Raw genomic sequence first — 25,452 nt, forward strand, 5'->3', positions numbered from 1 at the left:
GCTCGACGGCTCTTGGGTCCAACACCGCGCCCAGTCGAGCAAGCTCGACTCTACTTGCGCCTTGCGGCTGCGGTCGCCCAACGCGCGGCCACCTGCGGTGCAGTGATGCACACCGCCTGGTCGGTCACGGTGGTGACAGCGCGCTCCAGCAGCTGGATGTCGGCTTCGTGCTGGCGTGCCACGTGCGGGTCCTCGAAGAAGATCGCGCGCTGGCACAGACCCTCCAGCACACGGTCGGCAATCTGCGCATCACCGCCCATCGGCCCGCTCTGGTAGCGGGTCACCCACGGCGTATCCGACGGCCAGCCGCGGCTCCACGCCAGTTCGTTCAAGCGCTGGCCGGTGGTGCCGGTGGCCACCCGCTCGCCGAACCGGGCCAGCACATCGAAGTGCGTATCGGCGAAGGCGAGCATGGCCGGCTTCATCGCATCGTGGGCAATCAGCGCCAGCGTCTGCTGGCCGAAGGCATGCAGGTCATCGGCGCCCGGGTCGGCGGCCAGGCCGGCATGCACGCGTTCCACCTCCACCCAGTCACGCGCGGTGGCCACCGTGGAAATGAAGGGCTTGCCGTGGATCACGCACTGCCGCTTCAAGGCCGTGGCTTCGGGAAACACCGAGGACGGATCGACCGGATCGATCAGGTAGATGGCGCCATCCAGCACGCGATCGCCGCCCATGCCGACCACTTCCGCCACCAGCTTCATCAGTCCGCCCTGGCGACCGTACGGATAGCGGCGCAGGCCTTCGTAACCGGCCAGGAAGCCATGCCGCTCGATCGCATCGTGGGTGCGGCCCACCGCATGCAGCGACACGCCCAGCTGGCGCAGGCCCGCTTCGCTGGCGCGCAACCAGCGGAACAGCGCCGCACGGGGATCATGGTGGTGCAGACGGTTGGCGGCCAGGCCGATGCGCATCGTGGGTTCCAGCAGATGGTAGAAGCGGCAGTGTATGTCGTGATCAGCGCGCCAGAGCGGCTTTTGCAAGTTTCCTCATTGTCGTGCCGATCCCAGTCGCTAGCGTGACGGCAGGGCACCGAGCGGTTTCGCTGCCTGCTTGCCCGCGCCAGAGAGGATGCCAACGTGATCGTTGCCGGCCGTGCGGCCCGGGCCCTGCTGGCCATGCTGGCCGCGATGCCCGCCGCCTACGCCAAGGACGCGTGCAAGGGTCCTTGGTCAGTGGCCTATCCGGCCGATCGCCCGCCCCTGTCGATGGTGCATCAGGGCCAGCCCGCCGGCGTGCTGGCCACGTATCTGCAGGCCCTGCAGCAGCACGATCCCAGCATGCAGGCCAGGCCGGTGCCGGCCGCCGCCCTGTCCGCGGGCCAGCTGCCCGCCGGTACCCAGGCCATCCTGGGCTGGCCGCGTGCACAGGTGCCGGCAGGCTGGGTCAGCAGCCACAGCTACCTGCAGGTGCCGCAGGTGATCGTGCGCCTGCGCGGCGCGCGTCCGGTCCTGGGCCTGGGCGACCTGCAGGGCGCCACGGTCGCCAGTCCCGAGCGGCAACCGCTGGCCCGGCATCTGCGCGAACAGGCCCCGTACGCCCTGCTGTTGCCGCCAGCGCCGGTGGACAAGGCCTTCGACCTGCTGGTGGAAGGGCGGGTGGATGCGGTGGTGGTGAACCTGGCCGAAGCCAGCGCCGCGCTGCAGTTCTACGGCGATGTGCTGCGGGTGGCCGCACCGGCCGGCTTCAGCGATGCGCTGGTCATGGCCACCGTGCCCGAATGCGCAGCGCGGCTGGCCCGCCATGCACCGCTGCTGCAGGAACCGTCGCCTGCCGCGCAGGCCGAGGCGCTGGCGCGCTGGACGCCGCTGCAGGCGCAAGCGCGGCCGCCGCCGCAGCGGGCGCTGCGCTGGCTGGTACCGCTGCTGCTGGCTGCAATGGCCTTGGCGCTGGTGCATGCCTACGGGTTCTGGCGCCTGCACCGCGAAGGACTGCAACGGCAGCGGCTTGAACAGCGTCTGCTGGATGTCACCGCCAGCCTGCCTGCGGTGGTGTTCCGCGCCCGCCGCAGCAGCAGCGGCGTGTACAGCGTGCCGCACATTGCCGGCGATGTGCATGCCCTGTTCGGGGTCAGCGTGGATACCGCGCGCATCGATCATGCGCAGCTGATGGCCGCCGTGCATCCGGACGACCGTGCGCGGGTGCTGGCACATGTCGATGCCGCCGCCCTGGTGCGCGGCCCGATCGATGTCAGCTTCCGCAGCCGCGGCCGCCGCGGCTGGCGCTGGGTGCGCTCGCGTGCGCAGCCGATGGCCGTGCGTGGCGAGCAGACCGGCGACATGGAATGGACCGGCTACTGGATGGACGTGACCGACGCCCACGACCGGGCGCGTGCCTTGGAGGACGCACGCCAGGAAGCCGAGCAGGGCGCGCTGGCCAAGACCCATTTCCTGGCCACGATGAGCCACCAGATCCGCACGCCGATGAGCACCCTGCTGGGCCTGCTGGAACAACTGGGCAGCACCGCGCTCGATGGTCGCCAGCAGCAGGCGCTGTGCAGCCTGGACGAGGCCGCTACGATGCTGCGGCAGATCCTGGATGACGTGCTGGACAGCCAGCGCCTGCAGCCGCAAGCGGCGGCGCTGGCGCCCCAGCCCACCGACCTGCGCGCCCTGCTGCTGGGCGTGCAGCGGCTGCTGGCGCCGCTGGCGGCCAGCAAGGGCCTGTACCTGCGCTGCGAAGTGGATCCTGCCCTGCAGGCCGGTTGCTGGGTGGATGCGCTGCGCCTGCGCCAGATCCTGATGAACCTGGTTGGCAACGCGCTGAAGTTCACCCTGGACGGTGGCGTGGAACTGCGCGTGCAGGTGCTGCCGCAGACATCGCCGCAGCAGGGCGATGGCCAGCAGGTGCGGCTGCAGGTGGCCGACACCGGGGTCGGCATCAGCCCCGCCCGGCAGCGGGCGGTGTTCCGTGCCTATACCCAGGCCGAAGCGTCCACCACGCGCCGGTTCGGCGGCAGCGGTCTGGGCCTGGCGATCTGCCACGAGCTGGCCGCCACCATGGGCGGCCAGTTGCAGCTGCGCAGCCGCGTGGGGCAGGGCAGCACGCTGTGGCTGGACCTGTGGCTGCCCGCCTGCACGCCGCCCGCCGCACTACCGGTACCGGCGCGGCCGGGGCCGTCGCAGCGGCTGCCCCGCGTCGATGTGCTGGTGGCCGAGGACCATCCCACCAACCGCCAGCTGCTGGTGAACCGTCTACGCGGCCATGGGCTGCGGGTGCAGGCCGTGGCCGATGGTGCGCAGGCGTGGAAGGCCTGGCAGGCGCAGTCGTTCGCGCTGGTCGTCACCGACTGCCAGATGCCGGGCATGGATGGTTTCGCGCTGGCCCGCGCGATCCGTGCCGATCCCCGCCCGGGTGCGGCGCGGGTGCCTATCATCGCGCTCAGTGCCAGCGTGCTGGCCAGTACCCGCCAGGCCTGTGTCGACGCCGGCATGGACCGCTTCCTGGCCAAGCCGGTGGCGGCGCACGACCTGCACGCGGCCGTGGCCGACCTGCTGGCCACGCCGCTTCAGCCGGGCACGACGGTCTCAGCTGGCCAGTAGCCGCACGATGCTGGCGGCCGCATCGCGCCCTTCGGCCACGGCGGTCACCACCAGGTCGGCACCGCGCACCGCGTCGCCACCGGCGAACAGGCGCGGGTGTGCGGTCTGGTACGGCAGGCGCTGCTTGCCACCGGCCACGATGCGACCGTTGCCCTGGCTTTCCACTCCGTGTTCGGCCAGCCACGACGGCAGGGTGGGCGAGAAGCCAAAGGCGATGATCACCACGTCGGCCTCCAGCAGCGATTCACTGCCGTCGATCGGCACCGCGTTCTGGCGGCCATTGGCATCGGGTTCGCCCAGGCGGGTCTCGACCACGGTCACGCCGATCACTTCATCGTCGGCACCGGCTTCGATCGACAGCGGCTGGCGGTTGAACAGGAAGCGCACCCCCTCTTCGCGCGCATTGGCCACTTCGCGCGCGCTGCCCGGCATGTTCGCCTCGTCACGGCGGTAGGCGCAGGTGACCTTGGCCGCGCCCAGGCGCACGGCACTGCGCACGCAGTCCATGCCGGTATCGCCGCCGCCCAGCACGACCACGCGCTTGCCGTTCAGATCGGGCAGGGCAATGGTGTCTTCCCAGCCGGCAATCGGCCGGCCCTTGGGGTCATCGCCGCTGACGATGCGGCTGTTCTGCACCAGGAACGGCAGCGCCGGCAGCACGCCCTTCAGGTCCTGGCCAACCAGGCCGCCGTCGGTATAGCGATACGCACCGGTGCCGACGAACACCGCGTCATGGCTGTCCAGCAGCTGCTGCACGCTGATATCGCGGCCGATCTCCACGCCCAGCCGGAACTGCACGCCCATGCCCTCCAGCACTTCGCGGCGGCGGTGGATCACATCCTTGTCCAGCTTGAAGCTGGGAATACCGAACTGCAGCAGGCCACCAATCTGCTCGTAGCGGTCATAGACCACCGCGGCAATGCCGGCGCGGGCCAGGCGGTCGGCGCAGGCCAGGCCGGCCGGGCCGGCGCCGATCACCGCCACGCTGTGTCCGGTGGGCTGCACCGCTTCCAGATCGGGGCGCCAGCCGGTGGCCAGCGCGGTATCGACGATGTACTTCTCGACTGCGCCAATGGTGACCGCGCCGAATTCCTCCAGCGTGCAGCTGCCTTCGCACAGGCGGTCCTGCGGGCACACCCGGCCACACACTTCCGGCAGCGGGTTGGTGCTATGGCACAGCGTGGCCGCTTCGTGGATGCGGTTTTCCTGCACCAGCTGCAGCCACTGCGGAATGGCGTTGTGCACCGGGCACTTCCAGCTGCAGTAGGGGTTGCCACAATCCAGGCAGCGCCCGGCCTGGTACTGGGCGTCTTCCTTGCCGAATTTTCCGTACAGCTCGCCCCAGTCGCCGGAGGTGCGCAGTTCCACGGGAATGCGCTGCGGCATGGTGCGGGGCAGGTCGAGGAACTGGAAAGCGTGCTTGCGGCTCATGATCGTCTCGGCAGTGCAGTGCGCGCGCTCAGGCGGCGCGGCGCAGGGTTTCGGTCAGCGACTCGATGCTGGCGGCCTTGGGTTTGACCAGCCAGAACTTGCCGATGTAATCGCGGAACTCGTCCATGATCTGCTGCGCCCAGATGCTGCCGGTCAGCTCGCGGTGGCGGCCGATCAGGCGGTGCAGGTGCTGGCGGTAGTTCTCGAAGCCCTCGGCGGACACGCGGTGGATGTCGATCAGCTCGTGGTTGTAGCGGTCGACGAAATCGCGGTCCACGTCCAGCACGTAGGCCAGGCCACCGGTGAAGCCGGCGCCGAAGTTCAGGCCGACCTTGCCCAGTACCAGCACCACGCCGTCGGTCATGTATTCGCAGCAGTGGTCACCGGCCCCTTCCACAACGGCCAGCGCGCCGGAATTGCGCACGGCGAAGCGTTCGCCGGCGCGGCCAGCGGCAAACAGCTCGCCGCCGGTGGCGCCGTACAGGCAGGTGTTGCCGATGATGGCGGTGCTGCGCGCCTCGAAGCGCGCGCCACGCGGCGGGCGCACCACCAGGCGGCCGCCGGCCATACCCTTGCCCACGTAGTCGTTGGCTTCGCCTTCCACTTCCAGGTGCAGGCCGCCGACGTTGAACGCACCGAAGCTCTGCCCGGCACTGCCGCGGAAGCGCAGTTCCAGCGGCGATTCGGCCATGCCCTGGTTGCCGTGCACGCGTGCCACCGCGCCGGCCAGGCGGGTGCCGATGCTGCGGTCGGTGTTGTGGATCAGGAAGCGGTGTTCGCCGCCGCGCTTCTCTTCGATGGCCTGGGCCAGCAGGCCGTCCATCTGCGTGGCCAGGCTGTCCGGCGATTCGTACAGGCGCTGGGCGGCGCAATGGCTGCCCTCGTAGCGGGCGTCGGCCAGCAGGCGTGACAGGTCCACACGCACGCCCTCGCGCGGTGCCGCGTCGATCTGCCGCAGCAGGTCGGTGCGGCCGACGATCTCTTCCAGCGAACGCGCGCCCAGGTAGGACAGCCAGCCACGCACTTCCTCGGCCAGCAGGCGGAAGAAGTTCTCCACGCGCTCGGGCTGGCCGGTGAAGTGGTTTTCGCGCAGGCGCTCGTCCTGGGTGGCCACGCCGGTGGCGCAGTTGTTGAGGTGGCAGATGCGCAGGTACTTGCAGCCCAGCACGATCATCGGCGCGGTGCCGAAGCCGAAGCTGTCCGCACCCAGCAGTGCGGCCTTCACCACGTCCAGGCCGGTCTTCAGGCCACCGTCGGTCTGCAGCAGGGTGCGCCCGCGCAGGTCGTTGGCCAGCAGCGCCTGGTGCGCTTCGGCCACGCCCAGTTCCCAAGGCACGCCGGCATAGCGGATCGAGCTGACCGGGGATGCACCGGTGCCGCCGTCATGGCCGGAAATGGTGATCAGGTCGGCGCCGGCCTTGACCACGCCGGCGGCAATCGTGCCCACGCCGGCATGGCTGACCAGCTTCACCGACACCAGCGCGGTGGGGTTCACCTGCTTCAGGTCGTAGATCAGCTGGGCCAGGTCTTCGATGGAATAGATGTCGTGGTGCGGCGGCGGCGAGATCAGGCCGATGCCCGGCTTGGCGTAGCGCAGCCGCGCGATCAGTTCGTTAACCTTGTGCCCGGGCAACTGGCCGCCTTCGCCGGGCTTGGCGCCCTGCGCGACCTTGATCTGCAGCACCTCGGCATTGACCAGGTATTCGGCGGTGACGCCGAAGCGGCCCGAGGCCACCTGCTTGATCTTGCTGCGCCGCTGCGTGCCGTAGCGCGCGGGATCTTCGCCACCTTCGCCGGAATTGCTGCGGCCGCCGAGGCGGTTCATGGCGATGGCCAGCGCTTCGTGTGCCTCGGGCGAGAGTGCACCCAGGCTGATGGCAGCGGTATCGAAGCGCGGGAACAGTTCGCTGGCCGGGGCCACTTCGTCCAGCGGCGTCGGCGCAGCGGCCGGTACCAGTTCCAACAGGTCGCGCAGTGCCGACGGCGGCCGTGCGTGCACCGCATCGCAGTACTGCTGCCAGGCACGCGGGTCACCGCTGCGCGCCGCGCGCTGCAGGGTGGTCACCACGTCCGGGTTGTACATGTGGTACTCGCCGCCATGTACGTACTTCAGCAGGCCACCTACATCCACGCCCTGCTGCGCATCCCAGGCCTGCGCGCACAGTTCGCGGGCGTCGGCGTCCAAGCGCGCGAAGCCGGCGCCGCCGATGCGCGAGGCGGTATCGGGGAAGCACAGCTCGACCACCTCCGGTTCCAGGCCGATGATCTCGAACAACTGCGCGCCGCGGTAACTGGCCACGGTACAGATGCCCATCTTCGAAATGATCTTCGACAGGCCCTTGTAGACGCCCTTGCGGTAGCGGCGGCCGATCTGCGACTGCTCGCCGCCCTTGCTGAGCTTGAGGATGCCGCGCCGGCCCAGATCGAACAGGGTCTGGTAGGCCAGGTACGGGTACACCGCGGTGGCGCCGAAGCCGAGCAGGCAGGCCATGTGGTGCGGGTCGCGCGCGGTGCCGGTTTCGACGATCAGGTTGACGTCGCAGCGCAGGCCCAGGCGCGAGAGGTGGTGGTGGATGGCACTGGTGGCCAGCAGCGCATGCACCATCGGCCGCCCGGCCACCGGGTAACGGTCGGACAGCAGCAGCATCACCATGCCCTCGCGGGCGGCCTGTTCGGCCTCGCTGCAGATGCGTTCGATGCCGGCGCGCAGGCCCTCGTCTTCGCTGTAGGACAGGTCCAGCAGGCGGTTGGCCTGCACGTACTGGTCCATCTTCAGCAGCTGGCGCAGCTTGCGCTGGCTCAGCACCGGCGAATTCAGGATGACGTGGTTCACCGTCTCCGGGCCGGCATGGAAGATGTTGGTCTCCTTGCCGAGCTGGGTGGACAGGGACATCGCGCAGTCTTCGCGCAGCGGATCGATCGGCGGGTTGGTGACCTGCGCGAAGGCCTGGCGGAAGTAGTCGTAGAGCGGACGGCTGCGCTGGCTCAGCACCGCCATCGGCGTGTCATCGCCCATCGAGCCGGTGGCTTCCTGCTCGGTTTCGGCCAGTGGCCGCAGCACCTGCTCCACTTCTTCGCTGCTGAGCTGGTACAGCTTGTGGTAGCTGCGCAGGGTGCCTTCGTCGAAGGGTTCTTCCACCAGCGACGGATCGATCAGTTCGGTCTGCAGGTAGGTCACGCCCTGCTGCAGCCACTGCTTGTACGGCGCGCGGCCGCGGTTGATACGGTCGATGGCCTCCGAGTCGAGCAGGTCGCCGCGCTTGAGGTCGATGGCGATCATTTCGCCCGGCCCCAGCTTGCCCTTGCGTACCACCCGTTCGGTGGGCACTTCCCACACACCGGCCTCGGAAGCGACCAGGAAGTGGCGGTCGGCGGTCAGCATCCAGCGCGCCGGGCGCAGGCCGTTGCGGTCCAGGGTACAGACCGCGTAGCGGCTGTCGCAGGCCACGATGCCGGCCGGGCCGTCCCACGGCTCGCTGTTCAGACCGTAGAACTCGTAGAACGCGGCCAGGTCCGGGTCCTTGAATTCCAGCGACTGGGTGGCCGGCGGCACCAGGATACGCAGCGCCTGGATCAGCTCCATGCCACCGGACACCATCAGTTCCAGCATGTTGTCCAGGCTCTGCGAATCCGAGCCGTGCATGGAAATGACCGGATCGAACTCGGCGATATCAAAGCGCGGGGTCTTCCACACCTTGCTGCGCGCCTGCGCCCAGCGACGGTTGCCTTCGATGGTGTTGATCTCGCCGTTGTGGGCGAGCATGCGGAACGGGTGTGCCAGCGGCCAGCGCGGCAGCGTGTTGGTGGAGAAGCGCTGGTGGAACACGATCGCGCTGGACGCCAGTTCGCGCCGCTGCAGATCGGTGTAGAAGCGGCTGAGCTTGTCCGGCAGCACCATGCCCTTGTAGCTGATCGCGTTCGGGGTGAGCGTGGTGACGTAGAAATCGGCGTGCTCGCGCAGCTGCTGTTCGCTGCGGCGGCGGGCCAGGAACAGGGCCAGCGCGAAGCCGGCATCGTCCTGGCCGACACCGGCATCGACGAACACCTGTTCGATGCGCGGCAGGGTGTCGCGCGCCAGCTGGCCGCACACGCTGTCGTCGGTCGGCACCAGGCGCCAGCCGGCCACCTTGCAGCCCACCGCTTCGATCTGCTGCTGCAGCTGCGCGCGGCAGGCCTGGGCGGCAGTTTCATCGTGCGGCAGGAACACCAGGCCCGCAGTGAAGCGTGCGCCGATGGGGATGCCGGCCTCGCTGGCCAGCAGTTTCAGGAAGGCATCGGGGCGGCGCAGCAGCAGGCCGCAGCCGTCGCCGGTCAGGCCGTCAGCGGCAACGCCGCCGCGGTGGGTCATGCGCGAGAGCGCGGCAATGGCGGTGTCGACCAGCAGACGCGAAGGCTGGTCGTCGAGCTGGGCGACCATGCCGAATCCACAGGCATCGCGCTCGGAGCGCGGGTCGTAAAGCCCTTGGCGGTTGCGGGGGGCCATCTCTACCTCGATGCGAAATGAAATGAGCGGGGACACTCGTGCCCGCTCATTCCCTGGAGCGCATCGTGAGGCCACCGGATGCCTCGACTAGATCACAGTTGCTGCAACGCCGCAACACACGGTTGCGCGTGCAACCAAAGCGCTGGCAAGTGCCTGCCAGCGCAGGGGTTTTTCAGCCGCAGCGAACGCCGCTCACCACGTCCTTGGCGTCCACTTCCACATTCAGGCGATCACCCAGGAATTCCATGGTGGCCACGTCGTTGGGCTTGAGCACGCGCACCTGGCTGGCGCCGGCATCTTCCTGGGCCTGCTTGCCCACCGCATCGGTGTAGGCCTGGCCGACCAGGCTCTGCACCTGGCTGGCATCGCAGGTGCCGGCCGGCGGTGCTTCGGTGGCCTTGCCGGCTTCATCGGCCGGGGCCTTGGCCGCTTCGGCGGCCTGCTGGGCATGGGCGGTCGCCGCATCCTGCTCGTCCATCGACGGCGCCTGGCAGGCGGTCAAGGCCAGCACGGCCGGCAGCAGCAGGGCGGACAGGGATCGGGCGCGGATCGGGAACGACATCAAGGACTCCAGAAAGGGATGGAAGGGTATGCCCTGAGGATAGCCGCGAACCCACCCTCACGTGTTTGTCTTGCGTTATTGACGCGTCGGCTGCACGGCGCTGGCCATGCTGCCAGCCATGCCCAACGCCCCCACCCCCGAACGCCAGGCCGCACGCGCCGCCGGCCTGCGCTATGTCGATGACACCCAGCCGGGCATCAGCCGGCGCCGCGCCGGCAAGGGTTTCAGCTACCGCGATGCAGACGGCCACGCGCTGCGCGATGCCGCCACGCTGCAGCGCATCCGCGCGCTGGCCATTCCGCCGGCCTACACCGCGGTGTGGATCTGCGCGCATGCCAACGGCCACCTGCAGGCCACCGGCCGCGATGCGCGCGGCCGCAAGCAATACCGCTACCACGCCGACTGGGCCGCCGTGCGCGACGCCGGCAAGTTCGACCGCGTCATCGCCTTCGGTGAAGCGCTGCCAGCCCTGCGCCGGCGCCTGGCGCGCGACCTGAAGCAGCCCGGCTTCCCGCGCGACAAGGTGCTGGCGGTGGTGGTGGCCCTGCTGGCCGATACCCTGGTGCGGGTGGGCAACGAAAGCTATGCGCAGGAAAATAAATCCTACGGGCTGACCACGCTGCGCAACCGCCACCTGGACCTGCTGCGCGGTGGCCGCGTGCGCATGCGCTTCCGCGGCAAATCCGGGCAGTTGCACGAGGTGGTGGTGGGCGATCGGCGGCTGGGCACGCTGGTGCGTGGCATCCAGCAGCTGCCCGGGCAGGCGCTGTTCCAGTACCGCGATGACGACGGCGCGCTGCAGCCGGTGGATTCCGGCGCGGTGAACGACTACCTGCGCGAGGTGATGGGCGAAGACTTCACCGCCAAGGATTTCCGCACCTGGGGCGGCACGCTGGCGGCGGTGCAGGCGTTCGCCGCCACCGAACTGCCCGAACCGGCCAGCCAGCGGGCGCTGGCCAAGGCGCAGCGCGAGGTGGTGTGCCAGGTGGCGGCCCGGCTGGGCAACACGCCGGCCGTGTGCCGCAAGGCCTACATCGACCCGTGCGTGTTTGCCGGCTGGGAGCGCGGTGAGCTGGCCTCGCTGGCCGGCCTGCGCGGCCCGCGGCAGTGGGAACAGGCCACGCTGAAAGTGCTGCGCCGGGCGCGGCGGCTGGCCCGGCGCGGAGGCTAAGGTACTGGCGACTCGGGTCGACTACGGCAATTTCGGAATTGTCCGATTACGGTCTGTGCAGTAATTCAAGGATACGCCTGCGGGCGCTGGCTAGGCTGGGGCCCTGACGGATGACAAGGACGGGGACATGCCCGAGATGGATATCAGTAGTGCAGCCGACGAAGTAGTGCGGTTGCTGCGGGAGAACCAGGCACGCGCTGCCGCCGAACGGCTGGAGGCTCTGCGTGATGGCCAGGCTGCGGTTGTCCAGGAGTCACTGGACCGGTACGTCTCGGTTCGCGGCGCGGCGGAGCTGGGAGCGCTGCAGGCCGCTGGGGGTGTTGCCGCCGGGGATAGGGCCATCGTCAGCCCGATGCTGGATCGACTGCGTGAGGCGTCGCGGCCGCCGCGGATGCCAGATGCTGAGGAAACGAGGGATCTGAGCCAGACACAGCAATACGATGTGTACGGCAGCGTAGTAGCAGTACGGGGTAGTGCGGCTGCGCATGATGCCATGGGTACCCAGGACCGGGTCATCCTTGGCTTGCGTAAGGAGGACCGCACGACCACGGAGCTCGGTCGAGGTGACTACAACGACCGCATCGTCGTGCTCTGGAAGGATGCTGAGGGTGGCCGGTATGCCCGTGAATTCAACGAGGCTACCACCGAACCTACCGCCCAGTACGATGCCCACGCCGCGACCAGGCAGCCGAGTCCGGGGTTTGAAAACGTGATTCGGAAGAAGAAGACCGAAGGAGAAGACGTCAACGGCGATGGTGTCAGGGATCTTGGCCGGTTGACCGAGGGAACCACCGAGATGCGGGCGGCCACACACCCGCGCCGAGATCATCCAGCCGAGTTCGCCCTTCGCCCGAGCTCGGCAGCAGTCATTGCGGGCGCTCGTCGCGTCGAGCGTGACAGCAATGGCGACGGTTGGTTTGACGCACGCGATACCCACGGAATGCAGGACCTCAACTCGACCTTCAAGATCCATCGTGGAAGCTCGCGGAACACCGATTCAGCCGGTTGCCAGACAATCGGTGGTGGAAAGTACGACGACTTCATCGAGCTCGTGCGCGGTACGCCTGGACAGAACAGCTGGCAGTACGTCTTGACCTCGGTCGCACCAGGACAGGTTCGCGAGCGCGGTGGTCAGGAAGTTTCCCCCGCAGCAACAGAAGATCCGCGTCTGCCGTCACATCGTGACCATCCCCTACAGCAGCAGATCAGCCAAGGCTTGCGCGCAATGGGCGGTGCCTATGCAGAGCACGCAGACGAGTACAGCCTGGTGATGTTGCTTGAAGCGAAGGCTGCGGGTCTGACCCGAGTAGACCAGGTGGTGGCAAGCAATCCGGTGCGGGGAGGCGCGGCTGGCGAGACGCTGTTCCTGGTTCAGGGGAGCCTCACCGATCCAGCTGCACAGCGCGTTGGAGTGAATGCGGCCAAGATTGCAGAGACCAACGCGGAGGCCAGTCTGCAGGAGCTCCAGCGGCAATCGCGGGAGCAGACGCCCCCGCACCTGACGCCTGCACAGCAACAGGAAGCACCTGTCATGGGAGGACGCTGAGCCATGCAACACCGTTACCTGACTACATCGGTTGTTCTGCTTTCGCTGATGATCTGCAGCGCCTGTACCTCCAGCCGTGAAAGCCCTCTGGCACCTCGCCTGATCCCGCCCGCCGGGGAATCCTCGTCCGTTGCTGCAGTGCGCGACGAAGGGTTGCCGGGGTTGCCCGATGTGAGCGGCGCCCCCGACCTTCCTGGCAGAGTGGGCTCGCTGCCTCCCGACGCCACGCGACTACTGACGGGGTTGGGCTGCGTTCTGGACGGTAGTGCCAAGGTGCTGCTGACCGAGGTAATGGGCGAGGATGGACGCCGCGATGTGATGGTGTCCGACGATATCGGCACGCGCTACCGCTACTGGCTCCGATCATTCTCCGGCAGTGGCGGCACCACGGGCTATCTGGTGCAGCTGAAGGGATGCCCCGTCTCCACGGTCGGCATGCGGGCATACATTGCCCGCGGCGACGCCGCGCCGCTGGACGTGACGGCGTCGGTTCTTGCGAACAGTGCGCTGCCCGACGCCGTCACCATGGCCGCCTACGCTGAGGCCGGTGTGAGCGATCTGTTCGCCCTCACCTGGAAGTTGGATAAGGTTCCAGTAGTGCGCTGGGTGGCCGAGCCCGACGTGGATCGACCCATCGCATTGGATGGCCGAACTTTCGACCGGGGCAACATGGTGCACGCGGGCTTTCTGGTATGGGAAAAGGATCGCTTCACCTTTCACAAATCCGTTCCGGCAGCCCTGTGGCCCTGCAAAAAATGGGAGGCCCTTTCCTGCAGTGAGGATCCTTTCCTGAAAGGTTGGTAGCGGACGGACAAGGACGCGGACATGCAGACGATCAGGACCAGCCAGCCGATGCAGCACGCCGTTTCGGCCGGGTCGGCGTTCCTGCTATCGCTGCTGGCTTGCAGCGCGTCCGCCATGAACTTTGAGGTCGGGCTGCCTGGATTGCCCACCGCGAGCGGCAGCTCGGGTTCCGGGGGGAGTTAGGGCCGTTGCCGGCACACGCCAAGCGGGTGCTGACAGGGCTCGGGTGCCGTCTGGACGACACGGCCAAGGCGCGGGTGCTCTACGTACCCGGTGTGGGTGGTCGTCAGGACGTGATGGTGACCGACATCAGTGGATCGGCTTTCCGCTACTGGCTCCGGTCATTCTCTGGCAGTGGCGACAGCACCGGCTACCTGCTGCAGCTCAAAGGCTGTCCTGCCTCCACGGTCGGCATGCGCGCCTACATCGCCAAGGGCGACGCCGCGCCGCAGGACGTGACTGCAGCGGTTCTGGCACAGAGCGCATTTCCCGACGCCGCCGCGATGGCCACGTATGCCAAGGCAGGGGTGAGCGAGATGTTCGCCTTGATCGAGCAGCTGGGCAGTGTCCCCGTGCTTCGCTGGATTGCCGAACCTGACCCTGATCGCCCCATTGAAGAAGACGCCCGCACGATTGACCGCGGCAATTTCGTGCATGGCGGCTTCCTGGTATGGGAAGGGGATCGCTTCACGTTCCACTGGACGATCCCGATTGCGATGTGGCCATGCCGCCGCTACCCGACCATTCCCTGCAGCCATGACCCCTTCGTGAAGAGGCCATAGAGGTACTCCGTAGCGTCGAGCTTGCTCGACGGCTGTTACCCGCAATAAATGGCGGTGATGTTGTTGGTGCGGCCGGTCTCGATGGTCAGGCGATCACCGCCTTCGCTTGCCGCGCCCGCCGCCGGATCGGCATTGCCACTGGCTGTGTTGCCGCTGTGTTCGCGACTGCCACGGGTGACCTGCACGTTCAGGCTGTCGCTGTCCACGCGGGCGCGTTCGACGGTCATGTCAGAGGCAGCCAGCCCGACCGCGCCGCGCACCATGTCGGTGTGGCACTGGCCGGAAATCACGCCGTCGATGGGCTGGATCTGGGCGACCGGGCTGCTGCTGCAGGCGGCCAGGGCGAAGCAGACGGCGGCGGTGGCAATGGCGTGCTTCATGGGGACGTTCCTGATGAGTGTCGTTGCTGGCAGGGTGCGACGACACGCGTGGTGGCGGAATGAAGCCGTGCACGCGATGGATACAACGCGCTCACTGCGGCCAACAGCCCCTGTAGGGACACTGCACGAGCGGCGCCCGCCGCCCCCGGTAGCGCCGGCCTTCGGCTGGCGGCCCCTTTCCCTCCCGAGGAGACCTGCATGGCCACGACCAAGACATTGCCCGCCCGCCGCAAGGCATCGCCCAAAGTACGCAAAGGCAGCACCGCGACGAAGCCGGTTGCCGACAGCGATCGCCCGCGCGTGGTGAAGACCGCCACCCGCAAGGCCGCCGCCAGCGATCCGCGTGCGGCCCGCGTGGCGTCGCGGCAGCGGCGGCTGCAGGACCAGGAGAAGGCCAAGGATGCGCGCGTCACCAAGAAGGCGGCGAAGAAGACGGCCACCCAGGCCGGCACGCGCAAGCAGCCGGAAACCATGCCGGCCCAGCATCTGCCCAAGCCCGGCCACGAACATGCGCTGGAGCTGGCGCCGCGCTTCCTCGCCCCCGACTACGTGGGCAGCGGCAAACTGCAGGGCATGCGCGCAATCATCACCGGTGGTGATTCCGGCATCGGTCGCGCGGTGGCGGTGCTGTTCGCCCGCGAGGGCGCCGATGTGGCGGTGCTGCATCTGGACGAGGCCGAGGATGCAGACATTACCCGCCAGCATGTGGAACGCGAGGGCGGTCGCTGTGTGGTGATCGCCGGCGACGTGCGCGATCCGCGCTTCTGCAACAAGGCGGTGAAGCAGGTGGCCAAGGCCTTTGGCGGCATCGACATCCTGGTCAACAATGCCGCGTTCCAGCTGCATTGCCAGCGTCTGGAAGACCTGGAAGACGCCCACCTGCAGGAGACCCTGCAGACCAATATCGGCGGTTACATCCAGATGGCGCGCGCGGTGCTGCCGCACCTGGGCGAAGGCGCCAGCATCATCAACACCGGCTCGGAAACGGGCATCTTCGGCAGCAAGGCCTTGATCGACTATTCGGCCACCAAGGGCGCGATCCATGCCTTCACCAAGGCGCTGGCCAGCCAACTGCTGCCACGCGGTATCCGGGTGAACTGCGTGGCGCCGGGCCCGGTATGGACGCCGCTGAACCCGGCCGACAAGCAGGCGCAGGACGTGGCCGAGTTCGGCAAGGACAGCGACATGGGCCGACCCGCACAGCCGGAAGAGCTGTCGCCGGCCTATGTGTTCCTGGCTTCGCCCGCGTGCGCCAGCTATATCAGCGGCGCGATCCTGCCGGTGATGGGCGGGCCGCGCGGCTAGCGAAGACCAACGTTGAGGCGTGGGGTCAGATCCTTTTCGCAAGCGAAAGGGATCTGACTGTGCGGTTGATTAAAGATTGACGCCGAATTTCGAAAAAGTTTGTCGCCGCAGGAACTGCAGTCCCCCTCGGTCGTGTAAGTGGTTGATTTCAAGGGAAAGCTTTGAGCTCCTCCACGCGTACGCTAATGCCCTGTCTCACGCGCTTGGGAGCCAGAAGGCGGCCAAAGATTCAAAATTGACCGCTGAACAAGGGTAAGCCCACCTGGCTCCATCACTTCGCGTAGTGTGAGGAACAGTGAAAGAGGATCAACGTGGCGGGTGCCAACCGCAAGCGCGGCGGGAGGAACATTCCATAGCTCTACCTCGTCAAATCTCACGCCACATCCGTTGGCACTGAGCTGGCTGAGAAATTCACGCCCACCTTCCTGAAAGACCGCCAGTCGTCGGGTCGCTGGAGGACTCATGCCTGTGATGATGGCTAGAGCTGAAGGGCCGGAGAAACGAGCGTACTCAGGAATATGCTCGCTGTAAGGGCGACGGACAATCTTAGTCACAGGACTTGCAGCGTGAGCTTGGACAAGAGACCAAGCGACAAGTGGCTCGTCCAGCTCAATTCGATATCCCTTGACTCCCCAATCCACGACCGCAAAACCAAAGGCAGAAATCTCACGGGCCACCAACCTGGCCCTCTGATAGCGAAGTCCCAAAGAGAACAGCTTTCTTGCGACGACAAAGCAACGTTCACCACTGAGGAGTGCACTAATGAGGACACTCTGCGCGGTAGGGCTCAGTAGTGCGCGACTCATCCTACTAGCCGAGCCCGCAGTCTAAGACTCGGGCGGCTTGCCAACGAGTTCTCTCTAAGTACTTCTCGGCGAGCACAGGGAAGGAACTGACAAAGTTCAAGTTCCTCATGGCGAACAGCGCACCTACCTGAGCAAGAGTCGGTATCGGATGTTCAGGAGAACTATGCATCCCCGCTTCAAGGGTCGTACGGATCGACTGAAGCAGGAGGGCTTCGCTCTTAATGCGTGCCCTGCCTGGAACGAAGTGGGAATCGAAGAAAAATCTATTCACTTGCTCTGCAGCAAGCTCAGGCGTGAGGATCAGGGACACTGCTGAGACCTGGTACTTGCAAGCAGTGGCGACGACGTTGGCGATTGTCGGCAGACACGAATGTGCAACGTCTGGCAAGAGATCAGACTCCATCTCCTCTCGCAGCCGGCTGGAGCCGTCCAGCGACTGGTAGAAGGTTGCCAGGCAGCGCGCCCCCGTGCTCGTCAAATCTCCGGTCGAGATCGCACCAACTAGCTCTTGAACTTCAATTTCTCCAAAAAAAGGCCTGAACTCCGGCCGGAGGAGACGAGTAGGCCCGACAAGGCTGGACGCGCAATGAACGCAGCGGTCAACGCCGTGAGTACTGAATACATTACGCTTTCCTCTAACAGGCTGCGGATCCATACATATCGGACAAGTTGTTCGAAACAGAACTTTGTGAAAGGGGCATCTCATCATGAAGCGCGCAGACCATATCAAACGGTCAAACGGTTGGCGCCCGACTCTGTGATCTTCGACAAAGCATTGCTCGCACCACGCCCGAGTATCTCGCAGCGATCTTCCAGTGGCAGCCCCGTTGTCAGCTGAGAGAGGAAGGTATGTCAGCCTCGCTAAGTCTTTGTTGCCACTTAGAGCCTCGACAGCACTGAGCTGAGCGCGCAAATCAAATGCGCGCTGAGGCTTGCTGCAGTGCTCTCCAGTGGCAGAGTGCAAACTCGCTCGTCTAGCCAGTTCCACGAGCTGAATGAGGGTGACGCCATTGGCGCTCGCCAAGCGGAACAGAAACGACAAGAGAGATTCCACTTCATCTGTCGCAATACCGATTGGAAGGACCTTGAGAAAGAACGTGCTCATCGGACGCCGGGAAATCGATCGGGGTTACGTTGGAACGGCTTCTGCTTCTTGGGGCGCGGTACAGTTCGAGGCGTCTCAGCCTGCTTCTTCTTGGCAAGACCAATCAACGTAACTTCACCGCCTGCACCTGCTTCCCAATCCACTTGATGAAGTTGATCGATGCCATCCGCGATGTCCTTTCGCTGAACCTCCCACTGCAATTTGGTAGGACGACGCTCAGAGAGAGCTGTCTTGTCAAAAGGAATGCTCTGAGCCGCGCACCAAGACAGGCAGTCCTTGAGTCTGCGCTCAAGAACGCCGACACATCCATTCGACTCCGTCAGCAACATCTGTGCTGAATCGTTAAAGACCCGTCCTAGTCCTTCAAGCTTGGGGGTAGTCGAAAGAGTCTTGAGGATTCTCTTCCACTCGGTCAAGCCTGTAGTCAGTTCGTACGGAGCCAAGTGGAGCACGATCGTCCGAACTGCCAAGTGCGAACGAACCGAGAGCGCGGGCTCGAGTAGGTCGTAGCCTCCACACACAACAAGGTTTCGGTCAGACCCAGCCAATGTCTTTAGAGACTCCATCAGTGTCGCGGCGAACTGTGGATCCTTGGTGCGCGTGATAGCCTGGCCCTCATCGATCAACACGTATCGAACGCCTCGGCGGGACAGAAGCTCAGTCAGATTTCCCAGCAGGCCGTCCTCACTGAATCTATTCTCCCTTGGATAGAAGCCCGCCTGCTCACGCCGCTGAGGATCAAAAAGAGGGTGGCCGCCATCTTCAAGAAGTGATCGGATCAGCTGCTTGGGGGTCATTCGAGAGTCCCTGGATGGGTTCGCCTTCGCTCCAATGATAGGGACATGACCTAGCTCAACGAATGGGTAAAGCGTTTCTCGAATGTGCTTCGTGAGGAGGCCTAGCAATTGGGATTTGCCATTGTTGGAGGGCCCCACTATGAGGATGATGTCCCCGCCGTTGCTCAGGCTCGTGAAGGTCTTCAGATAGCGCCAAAGCGTAGCGAAGTTCGCGTGCATGATGGGTGCCGCCGTGAATGCTGGCGCCAGGTTCTCCAGCTCCAAGACAAACCTACTTTTCGGGCACGCGATCATGGAGCATCACCGTCATGGATCTCGATCTCACCAAGATCGTCCCATTCGTCGATGTCATCGCTGTCAGGCAGTGCGGAGTCCAAGCTTTGGCGGCATGGTGTTGGTGCCACGAGAAAATCCTCATCGTTGCTACTGCCTGAAGTTACGTATGCTTCAGGCGACTGGTAGTCACTGGCGGCCACACGCAGGTTCCGACTGAGGTCGGGACCAGAGTAAGAGGTGAGGCGGTTGTCGCCGCGCCTAGCTCGTCTAGACACTTCGATTGCTTCATGCAACGGCAGGAGGCTTGCAGTTGCCCCTCTTGCCTCGTAGTCATGCGCAGCCTCCTTCAAGATGGACTCAATGCTCCGTCCGGCCGATGCCAGCCGTTCGCGGCAAATCGCCGTATGCCAACGGCCATCCAAGAAGAAGTACATCACCGATCCACCGGATTCTGGATCGAGGCGAGGATGCAGCGCGGTTACTTTGATCGATTGACCGACCAGTACTGGAGAGAGGTAACGACGATCATTCCAGCGTATGGCGCCCCTTGCTTCTGTCACGCTATGTGCGTCCTTGATGAAGGGTGAAGTGCAAACGTGGAACCTGAAGTCCATCTCATGCGGGACTCCTTGGGGTCCAAAAAGATCCTCAGACTGCCTTCGCAGACGGATCAAATCTTGACCATTCTCTTCATAGGCTGATCCGTCATTGATCATGTCGATCGCGATATTGATATCGACCAGGAGATCACGATGACGCCGGTGCTCGAGATTCTTAGGCTGATGCGATGAGGACACCCCCCGTGTAGTCTTCACCGGCGGCACGTATCCGGTTCCACCTTTGATGGCGGTTTCCTGCAGCGTCCAGTGGTAGCGTTCAATCTCACTGCCAGCCTTCGCCTTCGCCGGCGGGCGATGCATTACGGAGACTCCGAGCTCGGCCATGGCGATAGTGAACTGCTTGCTGCGATAGTCCGAGCCACAGTCAGTGTAGATGTATCGGGGGAGATACCCATGTTTGCGAACGCACTGGCGCATGAGAAGCCCGAGCGTGATTGTGCTGGGGGGCTCGAATCGAACGACGGCTGCAAGGATCTCCTGGTGCTTGTGGCAGACCAGGCTACTGAGCTGAGGAAAGCGCTCGGACTCCTTGCAGAGCACAGGAAGGCTGCAGTGATCACTGTGAGCTACCTGGAAAGGTAGCGTGCAGAGTGGCTTCTGAACGGCGGGGTCGCCGTAAGGTGAGTCTGAGTTCGCCTTGCGCTTCCCACCAACTCCATGCGCGTCTTTGAGGTTGTGGCGCCGGCGTCTCCAGAGTCCGTAGTACAAGCTAATCCCGACTGAGCCGATGACCTTGCCTTGTTTCGCGGCCTCAGAGATATCAACGCGGTACCTGGCAAATGACTGCTGAACTGAGTCGTGGTTCGTGCTTCCGCGATCAATCCTGATGCGTGCAATCGCGAAATCGATGTCTTCGGGGCTGTACTTGCGCTTTCTGCCGCACTTGTCCCATTTCGGAAAAAGGCCCTGTAAGCCTTGATCCTTGTAGGCCTTTCTAAGTCGCTGATGTGTGCGCTCTCCAAAAGTATTGATAGAGCCGAACTCGGAAGTGTCTGCTCCTGTCACGAGCGCAAAGCGAAGGCCGACGAGCAGTAGATGCTTGGGGTTGCAAGTGACCCATGCCATATCTTCACCATGCCTCGCCTCGGCCGCCAACTCATGAACGGCAGTACCTACTAGGCGGGCATTGGCTGGCGAGCTGCAGATGCTCAGATTCTCGGGGTCCCACAAACTGCAGCGCCCAAGATCGACGAAGACCTGGCCATCAGAGATGGCCCTAAGAATGTCCATTCCGTTAGGTAGTCGTAGCCTTTCGAGAACTGTTGCCAGGCACGTCGGCTCGTGCTTGGCCACAAATCTCTTTATGCGCGAGATTGTGTGTTCATCACACTCCGAGTCGACTATGGCCGGACTTGAAATTATTCTCAGGTTCTCTGAATAGATCCATGAGATGGTCTCCGACGGAACCACCTGGTGAATAATGCCCATCTCTTCGAAGTGCTTATTTGGCGGCAAGTATGTGAACAAGCCGTTCTCGTACGCCCATTGATGAGGTCTGTCCTTGATAAGGGAAGTCAGCACTTCAAGCGGCTTGACTTCATATACAACTACTTTCTCACGGTAGATGACCAAGTAGTCTGGAGTATGGAGACAGTCTTGCACTCGACCGGCATCCGAGGTCCAAGGCACGGAGATCGTTGTGGGCTGGTCAATTAGGAAGAGAGTGGACGGGTTTGCGCTGATGCAAATTGCAAAGTCGTGCTCCGAGCTCGACTCAAACTGTATCGTTGCTGCAGTCGGGACTTCCCTAAACCCGCCCTGCACGTAGCTCAGAATTTCGCCAATCCGACTCCTCTGATGCGCTCCGCCGACCTTTCGACTTGGCCGACTATGGAGAGCCTGGATGACGTAATCGATCCCATCTTGCGTTAGGCCAATGGAGCAAAGGTGCGAGATCGTCTCCTCCACACTCAAGAAGCCAGTCAGGCTACTTGCTGTACGAGGGCGGCAGCCTACAGACCACTCGGCCTCTGCGCACGGCCTTAGCTCATCCTCAGATATGAACCGAGAATTGCCATTCGTGCATAGTGAATCCGGCAGACCTACCGGCCTTGTTGACCTGGCCATAACTTAGGCACAAAGACAGGCCTCCCCGCTTTGACGGGGCCCCACGAGGTGGTATCGTAGGGTCGTCTGGCGTAGAAATCAGACGTACCCTAGCGGTTCCCGAGGCCCGTGCTTCCGCAAGCACGGGCCTCGTTCTATGGGCTAGCCACTTAGTGCGCTTGCTCCTTATTGATCATCAGTCTAGTTCAGTCCATCAGTTCGTTTGTACTGATCAAACAGCCATCCGGCCAAGTCGCCCGCTCGAATGACGCGTGTTCTCCTCCCAGGAAGAAATACCGCCGGAATGCCTAGTCGGCCGTTTGCCGCAGCCCTACGTGCAGCTCCATAGGTTCGAAAACCCATCGCTTGCCAAGCTTCCGTAATCGGAACGAACAAGCCGTGCTCACTCGCGATCCGCTCAGTGAGCTCGCCGAGCGAACGGGACTGAAGGACGTGTTGATGGATAGCGTGGGAATTCATCATCGGAACGCTAAACCATTTTTATCGTGAGGCAAACACCCCGCACAGACTCAGACTTGAAGCGCGTCCGGCACGCTGGCGACAGACTTTAGTAAAGCCTTGCGGCTAAAGGGCATGACATCCCTTGCGTCATCGTTCACCAGTCGCACAGTTATTGCGCTTGAGCGACGAACTTGAGCCTAGTGTCGCTGAGTTGCGCAGATGACGCGCGCGCATCGAAGCGACGTGCAGGGAGCGAGGGATCACTATCGTTCGCTTGGTGGCGCGTTGATTGTTTGTACGTCGCATCCAGTAATGCGGCGAGCTCTATGGCGGAAACCAACTGGCTTGGCCAATTGCCTAAGCAGAGAGCATCATTTCTGTATGCAATTGATTAGTGATGATTGGTGCAATTTACAGACTTATGAAACTGTTGCTGCAGAGGTTCGATTCCATTCGAATTGCAATCAGTGATCTCTTTGCCTTAACTTAGCGCCGTAACTTGCCTTGCTCTATCGTGATGCGCAGTAGCAGGCCAAATTGAAGTCGGTGTGGGCCGCCAGGGCCAGCATCTAACTAACTACGTGGGCAATGGAGGCTGCGCCAATGCCGGAACACTTCATCTCTGTAGACGTTGAAACATCTGGCCCCATCCCTGGTGAGTTCAGCCTTCTGTCCATCGGGGCCGTCGTTGTCCATCAGCCGGAGCTGTCATTCTATGTAGAGCTGAAGCCTGACAGCCCAAGGCATGACCCAGAGGCAGTGGCCGTCACGGGATTGGATCTCGATCAGTTGAGGCTGAGTGGCAGTCAGCCAAGTCACGCGATGCAAGGTCTGTCCGATTGGGTCGCTAGTACATGCGTTGATGGGCAGCGACCAGTCTTCGTTGGTCTTAACGCTCCCTTCGACTGGTCGTTCGTCAACTACTACTTCCACAAGTACTGTGGAGGAAACCCGTTTGGCTTCACTGCGTTGGACCTCAAGGCCTACTTCATGGGGGTCGTTGGCGTCAGGTGGGATCAGACGAAGTCGAGCCAGATGTCATCCCTGCTTGGCCCCGCCCTGAGGCCGAATCACAATGCGCTCGATGACGCGCGGTACCAGGCTGAGCTTTGTCGACTACTTATCGTGCGGGCGGGTGGTCGATCTTGACTACGTGTCCATCACCCTTCTCTGAGCAAGGAGGGGCCTCCCCTCTCGAAACAGCCATGCTTGGATCCCCTCGGGTTCAGGTGACTGGCCGACAATGACTGCCAGCGGATTCTCGAGGAATTGGGCATTTGCCTGTGCAAAGCGACCGACGCTGCTGATGTCTGTGGTTGAGATCCTGGGTACGCTTTGAGGATGGGTGTGCCAGTGACCGATGAGGCGCATTCCCAGGCTGTTGTACTTCCGGATCTCGTCCTTGCATCGGTTCGGGTCAAGCTCCAGCCAGGTCCAGCCGGCCCGGTCTCGGCCATCTGGTGCTGTTGCCACTGAGAGGACCAGGCCGCGTGGATCTGCTGGGTCAATGAAGAGTTGTCCACCGCGTTCGAAGTTCCACGCGCGTTGGCGATATCTGGCGAGCGACTCCAGGAGGCTTGCCGGTACGAGCACGGAGCCGTCAACGGCGGGCCAACTCCACTCCCAAAGAAGATCATTCATTAGGAGCCACCTCAGGCCACGCGCGGGTCAAGGTCATGCTTGTCGTATGCTCAGGAAGGACAGGGCCGATGTAGCTTCCCCCAAGTCCTTCAGCCAGCTGCGGGTTCGACACACTACTAACCCACAGGCGTTCCTCTCCACGGTGAGCCAGGCTAGCAATTCCAACCTGTGCAACCATGCCGGCTACCCCTGACATTCCAATTTCGCCACCAGGGATGAAACTTTGCCCACACGCAGGTAACGGGACACTGCCGCCTCCTGGCCACGTTGTGAATGCGTGCTTGAACCTTCCTTTGTCCGTGAACAGAGGGCGGGCATCTGCGGAGCCCGCAGGCGCGACTAGGGCATGGCCGACGAGTGCGTTGGGCTCACTCCAGGATTGAATCAGTCGCCAGTTGGCGCCGTCGCTCTTCTTTCGCCAGAGTGCTACCTCAGATGCCCAGTCGGCACTGGTGACGATCACAATGTCAGCGCTTTCGAACACCTCTGGATGCGTCAGTAGCGCGAGTTCGACATGCACCGGAATGGCGACTACCGAAACAATAGGAACATCTCGCTGTAAGCGGTCTCGCATCGCGAGCGCCTTGTTTCTACCGAGTTCATCCGTACCCAGGACGTGACGCCCCAAGTTGGCTGATGTCAGTTCATCGGGGTCAATGACGGTGAGGTGACCTACACCCGCCCGAGCTAGGTGTAGTGCAACTGGGCTGCCCAGCGATCCTTGCCCGACGATGACAATGCGGGCTTCAGATAGAAGAGGAGCGTCAATGCTCCGATCTCGCGATAGGATCTCGCGCCGATCAAGAACGTTGATGGTGGCCGAGACAATGACTAGGCTGTCCCGACTGGTCCGTGTCGCCTGTCTACGGCCCGCTCTCACCCCTAGGGTGACTCCACGAGTCGGAAGCAGGGAGTGATCCCGCAGGTTCAGACAGTAGATGGCAGAGTCGCTGCCACCCGGAAGCTCCAGGGCGACCCATCTACTACTCATCGAGCTCGACTCTCCAAACCAGAATAGAAGCTTGGCGAAGTCGTCTACCGCCACATGAGGCTTGAGCCAGGCAAGCCATCCTTCTGGTGATGGGGCCTTGATCTCCGGATAGCTCGTCAACCTTAGATAGAATGCGGCGCTAGCCGGCGCCCGGATGTTCACCCGGACGCCTGCAACTCTCCTAATGTGTGTGCTGATATCGCCGGCGCTTTCAGCTATCCAGACTGGCTCAATGCCGTCATGTGACCGCATGCGTGGCACAGTGACGGCAATGAGGGATCTTGAACGCGAAGGTCGCTTCAACAGCGAGACGCTCTGATTCGAAACGGACTGCTGATTCTTCCAGTAGGAGATTGCCTCTCGCTGGAACTCCTCACTCCTGAAAGCTGGATCGGCCGTTGGGAGCGAGATTTCTATGATCTTTCCCAAGCGGGAAAGACTGTCTTTGACCACAGTCTCTGGACTTCCGTTCACAGGCTTTTGCTGGAATCCATGCAGGCACAGTCCGGTTTCCATCGCGTGCGGCCAAATCAGCCAGGGCGAAGGCTCGACCCGAAGACTCAAGGTCGATCGTGGGAATGACTGGGGAAATCCAATTCTTAGCCAGCGTTGAACCCCAGCGTAGTCGACGGGCAACGGGAGCCGGAAGACGGCAGCCTCACCAAGCCGTGGTGAAACCGGCTGCAACAGAGAGGCTCCATC

General features: G+C 63.7%; 15 protein-coding genes. 7 read left to right on the forward strand and 8 right to left on the reverse strand.

Annotated elements, in window-relative coordinates; translation table 11 throughout:
* Positions 1 to 50 precede the first annotated feature (50 nt).
* Positions 51 to 914, reverse strand: coding sequence for a methylglyoxal synthase (locus tag C1930_RS00450; protein ID WP_108755016.1), 864 nt, complete (start codon positions 912 to 914; stop codon positions 51 to 53).
* 165 nt (positions 915 to 1,079) lie between these two features.
* Between C1930_RS00450 and C1930_RS00455 the strand changes: the two genes are divergently transcribed.
* Complete coding sequence (locus C1930_RS00455; protein ID WP_234412712.1) at positions 1,080 to 3,542, forward strand: response regulator; 2,463 nt, start codon at positions 1,080 to 1,082, stop codon at positions 3,540 to 3,542.
* Here the strand turns inward: C1930_RS00455 and C1930_RS00460 are convergent.
* From C1930_RS00460 to C1930_RS00470, 3 genes are all read right to left on the reverse strand, one after another.
* Positions 3,528 to 4,973, reverse strand: a complete 1,446-nt coding sequence (locus C1930_RS00460) for an FAD-dependent oxidoreductase (protein WP_108755017.1) — start codon at positions 4,971 to 4,973, stop codon at positions 3,528 to 3,530. The genes C1930_RS00455 and C1930_RS00460 overlap by 15 nt on opposite strands.
* Positions 4,974 to 5,001: 28 nt before the next feature.
* The gene (gene gltB, locus C1930_RS00465; protein WP_108755018.1) at positions 5,002 to 9,456 is read right to left on the reverse strand and encodes a glutamate synthase large subunit; all 4,455 of its coding nucleotides are present in this window, start codon (positions 9,454 to 9,456) and stop codon (positions 5,002 to 5,004) included.
* A 172-nt stretch (positions 9,457 to 9,628) separates the two neighbouring features.
* Positions 9,629 to 10,018 carry an I78 family peptidase inhibitor gene (locus tag C1930_RS00470; protein WP_108751744.1) on the reverse strand — a complete coding sequence of 130 codons (390 nt, stop codon included), beginning with the start codon at positions 10,016 to 10,018 and terminating at the stop codon, positions 9,629 to 9,631.
* A 118-nt stretch (positions 10,019 to 10,136) separates the two neighbouring features.
* Here C1930_RS00470 and C1930_RS00475 point away from each other — a divergent pair, with 118 nt between their 5' ends.
* The 4 genes from C1930_RS00475 (at position 10,137) to C1930_RS00490 (ending at position 14,321) form a co-directional block, all read left to right on the forward strand.
* Entirely contained in the window at positions 10,137 to 11,189 is a 1,053-nt protein-coding gene (locus C1930_RS00475) for a DNA topoisomerase IB (protein ID WP_108772511.1), read from the forward strand.
* Between the two features lie 127 nt (positions 11,190 to 11,316).
* Entirely contained in the window at positions 11,317 to 12,735 is a 1,419-nt protein-coding gene (locus C1930_RS00480) for an XVIPCD domain-containing protein (protein ID WP_108770820.1), read from the forward strand.
* A gap of 3 nt (positions 12,736 to 12,738) precedes the next feature.
* Positions 12,739 to 13,539: a hypothetical protein gene (locus C1930_RS00485; RefSeq protein ID WP_108755020.1), complete on the forward strand. Its 801-nt coding sequence runs from the start codon at positions 12,739 to 12,741 to the stop codon at positions 13,537 to 13,539.
* Positions 13,540 to 13,727: 188 nt separating this feature from the next.
* Positions 13,728 to 14,321, forward strand: coding sequence for a hypothetical protein (locus tag C1930_RS00490; RefSeq protein ID WP_159093501.1), 594 nt, complete (start codon positions 13,728 to 13,730; stop codon positions 14,319 to 14,321).
* Between the two features lie 35 nt (positions 14,322 to 14,356).
* Here C1930_RS00490 and C1930_RS00495 read toward each other — a convergent pair whose 3' ends face one another.
* On the reverse strand, positions 14,357 to 14,701 hold the full coding sequence (locus tag C1930_RS00495; RefSeq protein WP_108747990.1) for a hypothetical protein: 345 nt from the start codon (positions 14,699 to 14,701) through the stop codon (positions 14,357 to 14,359).
* Positions 14,702 to 14,899: 198 nt separating this feature from the next.
* Between C1930_RS00495 and C1930_RS00500 the strand changes: the two genes are divergently transcribed.
* Entirely contained in the window at positions 14,900 to 16,006 is a 1,107-nt protein-coding gene (locus C1930_RS00500) for an SDR family oxidoreductase (RefSeq protein WP_108755022.1), read from the forward strand.
* 1,907 nt (positions 16,007 to 17,913) lie between these two features.
* Here the strand turns inward: C1930_RS00500 and C1930_RS00510 are convergent.
* Positions 17,914 to 19,008 (reverse strand): AAA family ATPase, encoded by a 1,095-nt coding sequence (locus C1930_RS00510; RefSeq protein ID WP_108770823.1) that lies wholly within the window; start codon positions 19,006 to 19,008, stop codon positions 17,914 to 17,916.
* Complete coding sequence (locus C1930_RS00515; RefSeq protein WP_159093504.1) at positions 19,005 to 21,182, reverse strand: DDE-type integrase/transposase/recombinase; 2,178 nt, start codon at positions 21,180 to 21,182, stop codon at positions 19,005 to 19,007. The genes C1930_RS00510 and C1930_RS00515 overlap by 4 nt, the downstream gene beginning before the upstream one ends.
* Positions 21,183 to 22,721: 1,539 nt before the next feature.
* On the opposite strand from C1930_RS00515, the gene C1930_RS00520 reads away from it, so the two are divergent.
* Positions 22,722 to 23,267, forward strand: coding sequence for a 3'-5' exonuclease (locus tag C1930_RS00520; protein WP_108770825.1), 546 nt, complete (start codon positions 22,722 to 22,724; stop codon positions 23,265 to 23,267).
* Between the two features lie 484 nt (positions 23,268 to 23,751).
* Here the strand turns inward: C1930_RS00520 and C1930_RS20490 are convergent, their stop codons facing one another.
* Complete coding sequence (locus C1930_RS20490; protein WP_325051538.1) at positions 23,752 to 25,266, reverse strand: ThiF family adenylyltransferase; 1,515 nt, start codon at positions 25,264 to 25,266, stop codon at positions 23,752 to 23,754.
* Positions 25,267 to 25,452 lie beyond the last annotated feature (186 nt).

This window comes from Stenotrophomonas sp. SAU14A_NAIMI4_8, assembly GCF_003086695.1.
In the GTDB taxonomy this organism is placed as follows: Bacteria; Pseudomonadota; Gammaproteobacteria; order Xanthomonadales; family Xanthomonadaceae; genus Stenotrophomonas.

What these genes read in the sequence shown, in the direction of transcription:
- C1930_RS00470 (WP_108751744.1), bottom strand. Translation starts at nt 10,018, where the DNA reads ATGTCGTTCCCGATCCGCGCCCGATCCCTGTCCGCCCTGCTGCTGCCG.
- C1930_RS00510 (WP_108770823.1), bottom strand. Translation starts at nt 19,008, where the DNA reads ATGATCGCGTGCCCGAAAAGTAGGTTTGTCTTGGAGCTGGAGAACCTG.
- gltB (WP_108755018.1), bottom strand. Translation starts at nt 9,456, where the DNA reads ATGGCCCCCCGCAACCGCCAAGGGCTTTACGACCCGCGCTCCGAGCGC.
- C1930_RS00450 (WP_108755016.1), bottom strand. Translation starts at nt 914, where the DNA reads ATGCGCATCGGCCTGGCCGCCAACCGTCTGCACCACCATGATCCCCGT.
- C1930_RS20490 (WP_325051538.1), bottom strand. Translation starts at nt 25,266, where the DNA reads ATGGAAACCGGACTGTGCCTGCATGGATTCCAGCAAAAGCCTGTGAAC.
- C1930_RS00460 (WP_108755017.1), bottom strand. Translation starts at nt 4,973, where the DNA reads ATGAGCCGCAAGCACGCTTTCCAGTTCCTCGACCTGCCCCGCACCATG.
- C1930_RS00485 (WP_108755020.1), top strand. Translation starts at nt 12,739, where the DNA reads ATGCAACACCGTTACCTGACTACATCGGTTGTTCTGCTTTCGCTGATG.
- C1930_RS00520 (WP_108770825.1), top strand. Translation starts at nt 22,722, where the DNA reads ATGCCGGAACACTTCATCTCTGTAGACGTTGAAACATCTGGCCCCATC.
- C1930_RS00500 (WP_108755022.1), top strand. Translation starts at nt 14,900, where the DNA reads ATGGCCACGACCAAGACATTGCCCGCCCGCCGCAAGGCATCGCCCAAA.
- C1930_RS00475 (WP_108772511.1), top strand. Translation starts at nt 10,137, where the DNA reads ATGCCCAACGCCCCCACCCCCGAACGCCAGGCCGCACGCGCCGCCGGC.
- C1930_RS00495 (WP_108747990.1), bottom strand. Translation starts at nt 14,701, where the DNA reads ATGAAGCACGCCATTGCCACCGCCGCCGTCTGCTTCGCCCTGGCCGCC.
- C1930_RS00480 (WP_108770820.1), top strand. Translation starts at nt 11,317, where the DNA reads ATGCCCGAGATGGATATCAGTAGTGCAGCCGACGAAGTAGTGCGGTTG.